General features: G+C 41.2%; 13 protein-coding genes. 3 read left to right on the plus strand and 10 right to left on the minus strand.

The genetic code is table 11. From position 1 onward, the window contains the following. The 3 genes from B9T38_RS12825 to truB all read right to left on the minus strand — a co-directional run. Positions 1-719, minus strand: a 719-nt coding sequence (locus B9T38_RS12825) for an RNA-guided endonuclease InsQ/TnpB family protein (RefSeq protein ID WP_086197168.1), incomplete at its 3' end; no start/stop codon positions are given. A gap of 212 nt (positions 720-931) precedes the next feature. Beyond that, complete coding sequence (locus B9T38_RS12830) at positions 932-1,699, minus strand: sulfite exporter TauE/SafE family protein (RefSeq protein WP_086197169.1); 768 nt, start codon at positions 1,697-1,699, stop codon at positions 932-934. Between the two features lie 16 nt (positions 1,700-1,715). Then, positions 1,716-2,624, minus strand: a complete 909-nt coding sequence (gene truB / locus B9T38_RS12835; protein ID WP_086197170.1) for a tRNA pseudouridine(55) synthase TruB — start codon at positions 2,622-2,624, stop codon at positions 1,716-1,718. 149 nt (positions 2,625-2,773) lie between these two features. On the opposite strand from truB, the gene B9T38_RS12840 reads away from it, so the two are divergent. The 3 genes from B9T38_RS12840 to B9T38_RS12850 all read left to right on the plus strand — a co-directional run bounded on the left by B9T38_RS12840 (position 2,774) and on the right by B9T38_RS12850 (position 6,015). Continuing rightward, entirely contained in the window at positions 2,774-3,805 is a 1,032-nt protein-coding gene (locus B9T38_RS12840) for a lipase secretion chaperone (protein WP_086197171.1), read from the plus strand. A gap of 89 nt (positions 3,806-3,894) precedes the next feature. Beyond that, positions 3,895-4,878, plus strand: a complete 984-nt coding sequence (locus B9T38_RS12845; protein WP_086197172.1) for an esterase/lipase family protein — start codon at positions 3,895-3,897, stop codon at positions 4,876-4,878. A gap of 171 nt (positions 4,879-5,049) precedes the next feature. Next, positions 5,050-6,015, plus strand: coding sequence for an esterase/lipase family protein (locus B9T38_RS12850; protein ID WP_086197173.1), 966 nt, complete (start codon positions 5,050-5,052; stop codon positions 6,013-6,015). 67 nt (positions 6,016-6,082) lie between these two features. Here the strand turns inward: B9T38_RS12850 and rplS are convergent, their stop codons facing one another. The 7 genes from rplS to B9T38_RS12885 form a co-directional block, all read right to left on the minus strand. Further along, positions 6,083-6,457, minus strand: coding sequence for a 50S ribosomal protein L19 (rplS, locus tag B9T38_RS12855; protein ID WP_086197174.1), 375 nt, complete (start codon positions 6,455-6,457; stop codon positions 6,083-6,085). A 169-nt stretch (positions 6,458-6,626) separates the two neighbouring features. After that, positions 6,627-7,376 carry a tRNA (guanosine(37)-N1)-methyltransferase TrmD gene (gene trmD, locus B9T38_RS12860; RefSeq protein ID WP_086197175.1) on the minus strand — a complete coding sequence of 250 codons (750 nt, stop codon included), beginning with the start codon at positions 7,374-7,376 and terminating at the stop codon, positions 6,627-6,629. A gap of 40 nt (positions 7,377-7,416) precedes the next feature. Continuing rightward, the gene (gene rimM, locus B9T38_RS12865; protein ID WP_086197176.1) at positions 7,417-7,965 is read right to left on the minus strand and encodes a ribosome maturation factor RimM; all 549 of its coding nucleotides are present in this window, start codon (positions 7,963-7,965) and stop codon (positions 7,417-7,419) included. 25 nt (positions 7,966-7,990) lie between these two features. Continuing rightward, positions 7,991-8,248: a 30S ribosomal protein S16 gene (rpsP, locus tag B9T38_RS12870; protein WP_086197177.1), complete on the minus strand. Its 258-nt coding sequence runs from the start codon at positions 8,246-8,248 to the stop codon at positions 7,991-7,993. Between the two features lie 143 nt (positions 8,249-8,391). Beyond that, a complete protein-coding gene (locus B9T38_RS12875) occupies positions 8,392-8,829 on the minus strand; it encodes a type IV pilin protein (protein ID WP_086197178.1) in 438 nt (145 codons plus the stop codon). Then, positions 8,823-9,275, minus strand: a complete 453-nt coding sequence (locus B9T38_RS12880; RefSeq protein ID WP_086197179.1) for a type IV pilin protein — start codon at positions 9,273-9,275, stop codon at positions 8,823-8,825. The genes B9T38_RS12875 and B9T38_RS12880 overlap by 7 nt, the downstream gene beginning before the upstream one ends. 14 nt (positions 9,276-9,289) lie before the next feature. Continuing rightward, positions 9,290-13,270: a PilC/PilY family type IV pilus protein gene (locus tag B9T38_RS12885; RefSeq protein ID WP_086197180.1), complete on the minus strand. Its 3,981-nt coding sequence runs from the start codon at positions 13,268-13,270 to the stop codon at positions 9,290-9,292. Between the last annotated feature and the right edge of the window lie 12 nt (positions 13,271-13,282).

The raw sequence follows: 13,282 nt of genomic DNA on the forward strand, positions 1-13,282 counted from the left end.
TTTTCTTTCACAAGCAGAGTGCTTGCCTTATGCAAATGATCTTTACGACTATTTGCAATCTTGGCATGTAATGCACGAACACGTTTTTTATTCCTTGCTCGTTGGGCAATCCTTAATTTCTTTTCATATTTTCGATAGAATTTAGGATTTGAAATCACAGTACCATCTGAGCAGGTGGCTATATCTTTTAAGCCCAGATCAATCCCGATCGCTTTGGTGGCGGTAGGTTTCTCAGCTTTAGTGCTATCCACAACAAGACACACATACCAGCGCCCACGACTATCCTCAACAAATGAGCCTGTTCTAACGCTGTATTTGCCTATACCGTAGCTATCCCTCAGTTTGAATTGATGCTTGCCATATTGCACATATCCATCAGCATATTTAATCGCTACTTTTTTAAAAGGTATCCAACCAAGTGAACGTCTTGCCGATTTCTTATTGCTTACACGCCATTTCAGCTTTGCTTTCTTGTGCTGTCTTCTTTTGTCAACATATTCTTCTGTTATCCTTTGCACTGTTTGACTATGTAAACCACACAGTTTTGAAGTTCCTTTTGTGTATTTAGTCATATCAAATGCTGAGAAAAAGTCACCTGTTCTTTTCAGGTGTTTAAAACTTAAATCATTCACATAATTCCAAACCAAGTTCACCTCAGATGCTAATTGCTCTAGCACCTTGCAATGTTTGTCTTTTATGCGTAATTTAAGCGTTTTCATAGGCTTATATTAGCTCATGTTAAATTAAAAGTATTGATTCTTAAAAATTAAACGACATTTCATGTCGTGTCGCTTATATCTCTGACCTGAAGGACAGAGTTTTACGCTTGATTTGATAAAAATAACGGTCTTCAGCCGTTTGTTTCATGAGCAAATATTTAGGAACTTTTATAAGGAGAATTTGTATGAAAAATTTTAATGTCGAGAATGATTTATGGAAAAAAGGTCTGATATCCCAAACGAACAATCAGGATACTGGCCAAAATTAAAAACAGAATGCGAATAAAGCCGCTGCCATATTTCAATGCAGCCCGCACACCGACTATTGAACCGACTACATTGGCGGCAGCCATCATCAACCCCAAGCCAAACAGGACATGACCAGTAGGAGCAAAAAAGCTCAGTGCAGCAAGGTTGGTGGTTAAATTGGCGACCTTGGACAATGCCGAAGCATGCAGAAAGTCCGCTTGCAGGTAACGGATAAAAAAGAAAATGAAGAAACTGCCGGTGCCCGGACCAAAAATGCCGTCATAAAAACCAATCGCGAGGCTACCTGCAGCAGCCAGCAGCAAGATTTTCGGTGTCAGTTCCTGCCGCACATGTACTTGCCCAAACTGCTTTTTCATAAAGGTATAGATAGCAATCACAATCAGCATCACCAGTACAAAAGGACGCAGCACTTCTTTGGGAATCATGCTGACACAAGCCGCTCCGGCAAAAGAGCTGACAAAAGCACAGCTGGCAATAATCGCCAGCAGCTTCCAGCGCAATTTGACTTTACGTACAAATGAATAAGCTGCCGATGCGGTACCGCAGATCGATGACAATTTATTGGTACCAAATACCGTCGCAGGCGACAGTTGCGGCATCGCATTCATAATGGCCGGAATTTGAATTAATCCGCCACCTCCTACTGCTGCATCAATCGCACCGGCAAAAAATGCAAAAAACAGAAGGCTTAAGATAATTTCAATTTCCATATATTTATTTCAACAATTATTCGAGATTTAACACACGTTTCGGAACCAGACGTTTACTGTCGGTAATTTCGGCCAGACCTAAACATTTTTCACCTTCAAACACCAGCACTTGAGCTTCAGCTGCATGTTCAATATTGCTTTCCATGCCACGGCTAAAATATTCAGCACGTCCTTCAGGCGCCTGAACTTTAGGGAAATGATCGACCGGTGCATAGGCAGGCAACAACAAAGCCTCACGCTCTTGCTCAGTCAGGCTCTCCAAATACTCGATCGTGTATTCAGGAATCAGGTCAAAATGACCGGTTTTAATCCGGTGCAGATAAGTCAGATAACCATATGTACCCAAGGCTTGGGCAATATCTTCGCCCAGTACACGAATGTAGGTGCCTTTAGAACAGGTCACATCCAGGCTAATACTATTTTCAGTAAAAGAAAGTAATTCGATGGCATAAATATGAATCGGACGTGATTCCCGTTCAATTTCTATCCCTTTACGCGCCAACTCATACAGCGGACGGCCTTCCTTTTTTAAAGCGGAATACATCGGCGGCACTTGCTGAATATCGCCGACAAATTTTTCCAGCACCTGGGTAATTTTCTCTTCAGACAATACAGGCACAGCCTGTTCCAGTAACACTTCACCTTCTACATCACCAGTGGTGGTACTGTGCCCCAAATGAATGGTGGTCTGGTAACGCTTGGTCGAATCAAGTAAATAGTGGGAAAATTTGGTTGCCTCACCCAAACAGATGGGCAGTAAACCTGAGGCCAGTGGATCAAGCGCTCCGGTATGTCCGGCCTTTTGTGCCCGATACAACCAGCGTACTTTTTGCAAGGCCGCATTTGAACTGAGACCCAAAGGCTTATTCAGTAAAAATACACCGCTGATATGCCGGCGTTGAATTTTAGGTGACGTTTTTTTCATAGTGAAAATCAAACAAGTTCAAACGGCTGCTATGTTAACAACCGCTTGTCATTTTTTACAACTTTTCTACGTTTTATTCACTTTCTTTATGGCAAATTGAATTCAATTTTAGAACCTTAAAAAACACAATAAAGAAGGTTGCATAGGACATGCATAAACATCATAAATTATGGATTATTTTGCTTGTTATTATAGTGTGCTTGGCTGTGCTGTTATTTTGGCTCGCACCTTCCCAATCCACAGCAGAACAAACAGAAACTGTTCAAAATACTGAGGTGCAGAATCATCTCTTAACATCGTCTATACCAGCCCCTACAGATCAGAATCAGGCTTTCGTCAGTCCTAGCCAGCAAGACACTGAAGTGAACTGTCAGTTACGTCTGGACAATGCCAACCGTTTAATCGTAAATGAGCAGACCCGCAACTGTTTTGAATATTTCATTACCCAGTATGGCGAAAAAGATCTTAAACAAATTAAACATGATTTTAAAACTTATATACAGCAAAACTATAAGCAACCCGCTCTAGGGCAAATTATTGATTTGTGGAATCGCTATATCAATTACCGGGAAAAACTGGGCGATTTGCAGCCTCCCAATATCGACAAGGAAGATCCTCAATATTATCAAAGTATTTTCGCCAATATGAAAAATCTGCGTAAACAGTTGTTCTCTAATTACGAAATTGAAGGCCTATTTGGTACGGAAGACACCTACCATGAATACACTCTCAATCGCATGACCGTTCTGGCAGACAAGAGCTTGACCGAAGCACAAAAAGCACAAAAACTAAAAGATCTTTTTAACCAGTTACCTAAAGACTGGAAAGAAAACCTCGAACAGCTCAATAAACTGGAAGACCTGCGCAAACTTACGGCAGACATTAAAGCCCGGGGCGGTTCAGCACAAGATATTCATCAGATGCGCATGAATCTGGTCGGTCCTGAAGCCACTCAACGTTTAGAGGCTTTAGATGAACAACGCAATGACTGGAAAGACAAGGTCAATCAGTATCTGGATGAACGGGACAGCATCATGAAAAGCGGCATGAGTGATGAAGCCAAGCAGGAAGCCGTGCAAAAATTACGCACCCAGCATTTTAATAAACCACAACAACAACTTCGAGTCGGGACTTTTGAAACCATCCATGATCAGGGAGGAAAATTACCGTATGGCGATTAATCGCACTGTAAGCCAATAAGAAGATTAGATTAATCAACTTATGGCTGTACTGATATGAATAAAAACAAAAATATTTAAGGAAAAAGTTGATGAAAACTTTAAAAAGTAAAAAAACGACCATGCTTGCTGTCATGATGACCCTGATACTCGGGCTAGCAGCTGAAACACAGGCAGCAAAAGGAATTTTGCAAATTCAAGAAACGGTCAAATCTGACTATGCAAAGACCCGGTATCCCATTGTCATGACCCATGGCTGGTTAGGCTGGTCACGCATTGGCGATGACAGTTTCAATATTGATTACTGGTACCAGATTTTGCCTGATATGGCACGCAATGGTTCAACTGTTTTTGCCGCGCAGCTATCCCCTGCCAATACCACCGAGTTCCGTGGTGAACAGCTAATTGCTCAAGTCGAAGAAGTACTCGCAATTACGGGGCAGGATAAAGTGAACCTGATTGGCCACAGTCATGGCGGTCCAACCGTACAATATGTCGCAGCGGTAGAACCACGATATGTGGCATCAGTCACCGGCGTGGGCGGAACCTATCGCGGCTCTAAGGTCGCCGATGATATTCAAAGCAATACGATTAGCCGCACTGCGTTCAATATTTTGGGACAATACATTATTGGACCACTGATGACTTGGGCTCAGGCCAATCCGGACATTCCCGTGAACTTTGATGCTTCAATGAAGTCTCTGACTGAAGTGGAATCTGCAAACTTTAATAAACGTTTCCCCACTGCTGCTTTGGCTTCAGACTGTAACCAAAGCGGTGCAAAAGTCGATAAGAATATTTACTACTATTCTTGGGGCGGTACAGCTCAAACCACCAATCTTCTGGACATTGATAGCATTCTGATGCAACTCGGTCCACTGTCTTATGGCAACAAAGACAATGATGGCATGGTGGCCCGTTGCAGTTCGCATATTGGTCAGGTCATTCGTGACAATTACAATCTGAACCATACCGATCTGGCGAATATGATGTTTGGCCTGAAAGGATTGTTTGCTCCTGATCCGGTTGCCCTGTTCAGACAACACGCCAACCGTCTCAAACTGCAAGGTTTATAACAACTAAAAGCATCAGAAATCATATTCTTATGTATTTTCTTTATCGTTCAGGACCTCACTTAACGATTGGGTCAGAGCTGCAACTTTTAAATCATGCGCTGAGTCTGGTATTTAGCACCCCGGATTTAGCATATGCAGGGATACATAAAACAAAAAAAATGAGGATTTTTTATGAAATACGGACTATTACTCGCTGGTTTACTCACCGGCACACTATTGGGTACTGCTCAGGCATCCAACACCTCACAAGTGACAGCTAAAGCGGTCTCAACTTATGCAAAAACCAAATATCCGATTGTTTTTAGTCACGGTATGGCAGGTTTCATTACCGTAGGTACAGACCAGTTTGGTCTTGATTACTGGTATCAGATTTTGCCCGACTTGGCACGAAACGGCGCCAATGTCTGGGCCACCCGTGTATCGCCATTTAACTCGTCTGAAATTCGTGGTGAACAACTGGTACAACAAGTCGAAGAGATTCTGGCATTAACCGGGGCAGAGAAAGTCAATCTGATTGGCCATTCGCATGGCGGTCCAACTATTCGCTATGTGGGCGGCGCAATGCCAGACAAAGTTGCCTCCATGACAGGTGTAGGTGCTCCAAATACAGGCTCGCCTGTGGCAGACCTCATTTTATCTGCTGAAGGTACAGCTATAGAAGGTCCACTGGCAGGTATCATCAATTTTGTTTCCAAAGCAATTACCTGGGCACAAGGGCTTGACCCGAAGAGTTTTCCGCATGATTCACTTGCAGGAGGAACAAGTTTAACCCGTGCAGGCGCTGCACAGTTTAATGCCAAGTTCCCTATCGGTCTACCCACCACACCCTGTGGGGAAGGTAAACTTCTTGACAACGGCATATACAACTACTCCTTTACAGGTACCAGCACTGTGACCAATGTACTTGATCCGGATTCAGCCTTACAAGTAACCAGCTGGCTAATTGATGGCGGTAAAGAAAATGATGGCCTGGTGTCACGTTGCAGTGCCAAGTTTGGTAAAACCATCCGCGATAACTATAACTGGAACCATTTAGATGAAGTCAATCAAGTATTTGGTCTTAAATCTTTATTTGCACCGGATCCGGTAGATGTTTACCGTCAGCATGCCAACCGTTTAAAACAGCAAGGCTTATAACCACTCAAATTTCAGACATAAAAAATGCGCCAACAGGCGCATTTTTTTACTCGTATAAAACTTACAATTAAGCTTTAGTTTTACGAGCTGGTAATTTTTCACGAATACGTGCAGCTTTACCAGACAATTCACGTAGGTAGTAAAGTTTAGCACGACGAACGTCACCACGACGTTTCACTTCGATACCAGCAACGATTGGTGAGTGAGTTTGGAATACACGCTCAACACCAACACCGCTAGAAATTTTACGTACTGTGAACGCAGAGTTCAAGCCACGGTTTTTCTTAGCGATTACAACGCCTTCGAACGCTTGTAGACGTTCACGGTCGCCTTCTTTTACTTTTACTTGGACAACTACTGTGTCACCTGGTGCAAAAGCTGGGATGTCTTGTTTAAGCTGAGCATTTTCAACAGCTTGTACTAAAGGATGCTTACCACTCATGGGGTATCTCCAATAATGTGGGTCAGAAGAGGTCTGATATCCACTGGGACTAGAGGCTAAAGCGCATAGGCCCGATTGACTTTCCCTTCATGCTTGACCGCTTCAATGCATAAAGAGCCTATTAAATACTTCAAGCGACATGCTTGTCGTATATTTGCGTAAACTGAGCTTATTTACTCTGTTCTTGCGAATCTTTGAGCCATTTTTTTTGCTGCTTGGTCAACTCTACCTTTTCAACCAGCTCAGGCCGGCGTTCCAAGGTGCGTTGATAGCGCTGCAAAAACCGCCATTTTTCAATATTTGCATGATGCCCGGATTTAAGTACTTCAGGCACATCCAAACCTTCAAAATGGTCTGGCTTAGTATATTGTGGGCAATCTAACAGACCATCCACAAATGAGTCTTGCACGTGAGATTGTTCATCTGACATGGCACCCGGAAGTCTCCGGATAATACTGTCCAATAAAACCATCGCAGGCAGTTCACCGCCCGACAATACGTAATCTCCAATTGACCATTCCTGATCAACATAATGCTGGATCAAACGTTCATCGACGCCTTCATAACGTCCACACAACACAATCAATCCGTCATATTCGACAAACTGCTGTACTGCAGGTTCGTTTAAGGTTTTTCCTTGTGGCGACATATACACCACAGGAACCTGATCACATCCTGCTTGCTTTGCAAGCTCTTTAGCATGGTGAATTGCTTTAGCCAGAGGCTCTGCCATCATCACCATACCAGGACCACCACCAAATGGACGTTCATCCACTCTTTTGTAGTTGCCCTCAGCATAATCGCGAGGATTAATACAAGTGACTTGTACTATTTCACGTTTTGCCGCACGCCCGCTGATACCGTAGGCTGTAATCGCTTCAAACATTTCAGGAAAAAGCGTAATGACTGCAAAAAACATCGCAGACTCCTCTATTTTCCTGCTGCGTATCCTTAAAGGATTAATAATCTACGCCCCAATTCACGTAGATACGACCAGCTTCAAGATCAACTCGCTGTACCACATCTTTATGCCACGGAATCATACGCTCTTCAGCATCAACGCTATCTGGTGTTGCGTGAACCACCATGACATCATTGGCACCCGTCTCAAACATTTCATGGATTTTACCGAGATTGACTTCCTGTTCAGCGTCATCCAAACCTAACACTGTTAAGCCTTTCAAATCTGTCCAGTAATACTCATCCATACCTGCTTGTGGAAGCTGCGATTTTGAAATCCAGACATTGGAGCCAACCAGTTCGTCTGCGCCAGTGCGATCACTCACACCTTTTAGCGACACAACCAGGCCTTTGCCATGTGGTTTCCAACGTTTTACATCGACAATTTGCCAACCCGCCTTGGTCTCAATGTACCAAGGCAGATAGTCAAAGATGTTGCTCATGGGTTCTGTATTGGAATAGACCCAGAGCCACCCATTTAATCCATATGCTGAACGTAACTGTCCAATCTGAATACGATCTTCGGGAACATTCTGTGTTGGTGTCATGGGCAACTACCTAATTTATAAAAAATTATGCAGCAACTGCAGCTTTCTTAGCTTGAGCAGCTAAAGAAGCAACACGTTCAGAAGGTTGAGCACCTTGTGCTACCCAGTGAGCAAAACGGTCAGCATCTAAACGAAGTTTTTCTGCTTTACCTTGGGCTGTAGGGTTGAAGAAACCGATACGTTCGATGAAACGACCGTCACGTGCATTACGGCTATCAGTCACAATGATTTGATAGAACGGACGTTTTTTAGCACCACCGCGTGCAAGACGAATAACAACCATGATAGAACCTTATAGTTTTTACGGATTATCCCTGCACCGACCACCGATACATTTCAAACCCCTTTCATAGAGGGCAGTATTTTACGTGAAGTTTGCCCCGAATGAAAGATCATTTTTTGTTTATCCACAGTTTTGAATTTGGATTATTTGCCGTCCCAGTTTGTCGTAGCAGAAGGAATACATGAGGAACCTTTTGTCCAGCACTTTTGACTATTATGATTCAACACTACTTCTCCATTCCCCACTTGTGCTCCTTCAGGTGTTGCCGTTAAGGTCCAAGTACCAGCAGAGACGTTTGAAATTTCTAACTCATATAACTTTTTTGCTGAATTTGGATAATCTGGTGAAATTCCCAGGTCCGACAACGTTATCGGTTGCCCAGCTTTTAAATAGGTTGAATTCAACATTTTATAACGCTGCAACACTGAAGCAACTCGCGCCAATTCAGTTTGCACATCTATACGGTTAGATTTGATCACATACTGCGTATAAGCTGGATAGGCTATTGCAGCTAAGATGCCAATAATTGCCACAACAATAAGCAACTCAATTAAAGTAAAACCATTTTTATTCTTTACCATGATTGACTTCCACTCGGTCCAGTTTCATCCCAAGGCTCACATTTAAAATCAACATCACTTGCTAAATGCGACTTACATTTCAAGCCATTACTTCCCATTAAAAAGTAATAATCTTTGGGATCACCTGGTGGTGTAACTTTAATATACCAGCCTCGCCCCTGCACGCCTGAAGTCAAACTTTTTGAAGTGTCATCAATATCATAGATATCTAAACTATATCCATCAGGCATTTGCACAGAGTTCGCAGTAAAATTTCGGTAATTAAAATTTCGAGCACGATAATTTTCAAGTTGTTCTGAAACTTTAAGAATTTCTTGCTGCACTTTACTTTCAGTGCTTTTCCGCACATAACTTTGGTAACTTGGTAAAGCGATTGCAGCAATAATCGCTAGGATTACCACCACAATCATAAGTTCAATCAAAGTGAATCCATTTTCTTTATTCATTGAATCCCCCCTAATTAACGTTCATACCAACGTTGTGAAATAAACTTCGTTTTACCTTGATACGATTTTAATGGTTTATCTGTCGGCAAATTCAGTACTAAGCCACGTTTCGTGTCGATACCACCAAAACTAATACCTATATTACCTTTACCCAAAAATATATCGCTCGGTCTTTGCTCTACTTCAGTTGAAGTTCCTTTCTTCACAACACATTGACCAAATGGCAAACAGAATTGAGCAACATTACTTTCTCCACGCACGCCACCCGAACAGCCCACATTTGTAATATCTTTCGTTGCATCAAAGATGCTGACATAGAGATCACTATCAATTGCTACTGGATCATTCAAGATACGTTTGCTATTACCAGGCACATAATACCACCCCCCATTAGAAAGAGGCACAAACGAGTTCCCATCTACATTTTTAATTAGGCGCGTTCCACCACTCGCACTTGTTTTTACATCTTTGGTATAAAGCTCTGTTGAAGAAATACTGTCTTTTAATACCATAAGATTTCGACGTGCAACATCTTTATCATAAACAACATACACAGCATCTGTCGCATTATCCTTAGCTGACATCGGATAACTTAAGTTACCTGATCCAATTGAGACCGCCCCAAATGTGGTATTATTCGAGTTATGAATGGTGAAGGTTGGTGTTGAATAAAATCTCGGTGCATCTGTTCCAGACATGTCTAGTATTCTTACCACATGTTTTGCGAAGTTCTCTCCTTCGCTGCCTGAAACACCTGCATTAATGTGGTTACTCAGATCAACTCTCCATAATTGACCACCTAAATCACCAAAATATAGGTGATCCGTTATACCGTCAGCATTACGATCAATCGCTTTAATTCCTCCTACTACACTTTTGTTTAAATTTGCATGATAAGATTTATTCGTTGATGAGTTAGCGGATCCTACATTCGAACTTGCCCACCAAAGTAACGTGCCATCATCTGCATCAAACATGTAGATCCCTGCGCCTTCATCAATTTCTGAAGAATTGTAGTCCACTGAGGATTCATAACGTTTATCATATCCCCCACCTACTAGCATCACAAGCTTACGTTTACCTTGCCAATTTACCCAAGTAATTGTGGGTTTGGACCAACTCTGACCCATACAACCAAGTGGGTTAGTTGTACTACAAGTACCAGATGGTGTAATTTTAAATTTTAATTTTGGTTTACCTGTAGTTGAAGTAACACCTGAAAGATCAAGAGCATAATAACTCTTACCTCCCATTCGTAATCCACCATACAACCATTGCTTACCGCCATCTACAGTTACAGTAGGATTTGTATTTGTAACGCTAGTCAATTTAGTTACATATTCAGTATATGCAGTCCATTGACCATCAATTCCATACTTCAATTCAGAAATTTGATTATCTTGTGATAGAAAAGCTTTGGGTTGACTTTCAATCATTTCTGAAGGAACAAATGCAAATACTTCCTTTCCTGCATTACTATCAGAACCATCCTTACCAGCACGAACAACATGAAGAATCCCCTGAGTACTACCATAGACTATCAAATCATCTCGGTTAGTATAAGTTAAGACATTATTTTCATAACTTGTTGTACCTTGTTGCGTTAATAAAATTGGTCGTGAATGCATGACTGCACCCATTAACCAATCTCTTTCCACTTTTTGATTAAGCACCTGTTGCAATTCATTTTGATAAATTTGTTCTTTAGGATATAAATCAATGTTATAAGCTAAATCTTTTCCAACTGGATAACCCAAAAGTGATAATAAATAAGCACGCTTAGGATCTTCTTTAAATTTATTAGTACTTGTTGAAATAAAGTCATCACGCCCAATCTGAGTTAACTCACCTGAACTTATGCTGCCTAATATATTTTGGTTAGCATCAATTTTATCTTGAACAATAGTCCTATCTGTAAAAATACGTCTTTCCTTCGGAGAACGTGTAGCATCATACCCCAAAGCCATTTGACTCAAAGCACCACCAACTTTCACATTGAATGTTTGCTTAACCCCATTTACTTCCTTATTAATAAGTTTTTTAATACTAATATCTGCCCAGTAATCATTAATATCATCCTTCATCAAACCATTTGAGTTTGTGATTGTTTTGGAATCACGATCATATAAAACACTGTTTACAACTTTATATTTTTTTAAATTGCCCAACCATGTCGATACACCGGATGCACTTACAGCGTCTGGCTTAGGATCAAATTGTGGGAAATACCCCCATGGTTGAATATTTTGCGTATCTAAAGCATCAACTGGAATAGTGACCGAACCTGTAGTGACAGGAGGAATATATTTATCTAGATCTTTCAAGAAAGCAATCACACTTGCAACAACGGATTCAGAATTATTACCAGAATAATATTTTCCTCCCCCCAATGCTCCCCATTCTTTTGCAGCTGCGACATCATTCGCATAAATACCTGATGTTTCGCCCAAAGTACTACCAAAGCCCACTACAGCAGTTAGAATAGAAACACCTTTAGGATTATTTAAAGCTTGATTTGTATCGCTCACAGTTCCATTTTTTAGACGTTTAGCTAAACCAGCCATACATTGCCAGTTCGTTTTTGATAAACTATTCGACTTCCATTTATTACATGATGTCTTGTTTTTATTAAACTCCGCACAATCATCATAAAAGTTGCGACTTGCTGTTAAATCTGTATCAGTACACTCAAAAGCCGAATCATTCAAAGCAGATTGTGTTATTTCTTGCGCACTTGTGTCATTTGAATACTCAGGAACACCATCAGTTAAAAAATAAATTCCTTGTGTATTACACTGTTTATCTTTATCAATTTGGCTAGGATTTTTATAAGCACTACTGGTCCTAATATCGCCTTCACTCGATTCTGTAAACCCTGTACCCGATTTACCCAAAGTAGACTGCCCCAACAAATACGCAGCTACTTCTGCATAAGCAAAAGCAGTGGGAGTACCGCTATTTGCTGTCAAAGCATTCACTTCACGAAGTAGTTTTTTTCGATGCGTTTCATAAGCAATTCCTCCATATGTGGTAGTCGTTGTATATGCCCAAGATGAGTTTTGTAAAGTAGCACTTTTGGTTTCAACCTTTTTAGACCGAGTTTGTTTTCTTGTACATCCTGATGATTTACACACCTGACTCCCTGGTACAACTTCTGGATCACCCCAAGAACCATCTACTGGACCAGTAGTCGTAGTATTACCATTACTCACCGAACCTTGAATATAAGTTGAATTGACAGGCGTAGGAATGGCTAATGGAAAGTCTAACGGCAATTTGCTACTAGCAACCCAAGTCTTACAACTTAAAGTAGCATCATTATTCCAATCAACACATTCTTGGGCAATGATATTTCCTTGTTGTTGAGCAGCACCATTAAGCACCCAATCTGTTCTTGTTGTTATATCTGCGATTGGTGTTCCGGTTGAAGCTGTCCAACCTGTATTTAAATCACCAGGAGTCCAACCTCCTGTAGATTCATAATCACCACAAAAGAATATGAATACACAATCTCTTTTACTATTGGAGGTTTGTGTTCTTATTTGATCTTGAGTTGATGTCTTGGTGACTGTCTCAGTTCGACTAATATCTTGCTTATAATTAATTATTGTTCTGTAAACTGAACGTTGACCTGAAAGAGGAGAAGGCCCACCTAAAGGTTTTGCCTCCAATTTAATTCGCCCTGTCTTGTCATTAAATGTTGAAATACCAACCACCAAGCTATCAGGCAATGGTGAAATCCCTTTACTTGAATCTCCTTGTAGCAAAGTAATCATACCATCTTTCAAACTTTTTAGACGATTTTCGTTATATGAATTACTACCAGGATTCATACTACCAGAGACATCCAACATAAACATAAGTGTGGTTTCACTTGATTTCGGTGCTTTATAAAGCTCGATATCACTTGCATAGCTTGGTAATGCCGAACAAATAAGTGATGTCATCGTTGCAGATTGAATGGCAACAACCAGTTTTTTATATTTCATTTTCATCTCAATCTCCCC

Origin of the sequence: Acinetobacter sp. ANC 4218, assembly GCF_002135245.1 — a bacterium.
GTDB lineage: Bacteria > Pseudomonadota > Gammaproteobacteria > Pseudomonadales > Moraxellaceae > Acinetobacter.

What these genes read in the sequence shown, in the direction of transcription:
- B9T38_RS12830 (WP_086197169.1), bottom strand. Translation starts at nt 1,699, where the DNA reads ATGGAAATTGAAATTATCTTAAGCCTTCTGTTTTTTGCATTTTTTGCC.
- truB (WP_086197170.1), bottom strand. Translation starts at nt 2,624, where the DNA reads ATGAAAAAAACGTCACCTAAAATTCAACGCCGGCATATCAGCGGTGTA.
- B9T38_RS12840 (WP_086197171.1), top strand. Translation starts at nt 2,774, where the DNA reads ATGCATAAACATCATAAATTATGGATTATTTTGCTTGTTATTATAGTG.
- B9T38_RS12845 (WP_086197172.1), top strand. Translation starts at nt 3,895, where the DNA reads ATGAAAACTTTAAAAAGTAAAAAAACGACCATGCTTGCTGTCATGATG.
- B9T38_RS12850 (WP_086197173.1), top strand. Translation starts at nt 5,050, where the DNA reads ATGAAATACGGACTATTACTCGCTGGTTTACTCACCGGCACACTATTG.
- rplS (WP_086197174.1), bottom strand. Translation starts at nt 6,457, where the DNA reads ATGAGTGGTAAGCATCCTTTAGTACAAGCTGTTGAAAATGCTCAGCTT.
- trmD (WP_086197175.1), bottom strand. Translation starts at nt 7,376, where the DNA reads ATGTTTTTTGCAGTCATTACGCTTTTTCCTGAAATGTTTGAAGCGATT.
- rimM (WP_086197176.1), bottom strand. Translation starts at nt 7,965, where the DNA reads ATGACACCAACACAGAATGTTCCCGAAGATCGTATTCAGATTGGACAG.
- rpsP (WP_086197177.1), bottom strand. Translation starts at nt 8,248, where the DNA reads ATGGTTGTTATTCGTCTTGCACGCGGTGGTGCTAAAAAACGTCCGTTC.
- B9T38_RS12875 (WP_086197178.1), bottom strand. Translation starts at nt 8,829, where the DNA reads ATGGTAAAGAATAAAAATGGTTTTACTTTAATTGAGTTGCTTATTGTT.
- B9T38_RS12880 (WP_086197179.1), bottom strand. Translation starts at nt 9,275, where the DNA reads ATGAATAAAGAAAATGGATTCACTTTGATTGAACTTATGATTGTGGTG.
- B9T38_RS12885 (WP_086197180.1), bottom strand. Translation starts at nt 13,270, where the DNA reads ATGAAAATGAAATATAAAAAACTGGTTGTTGCCATTCAATCTGCAACG.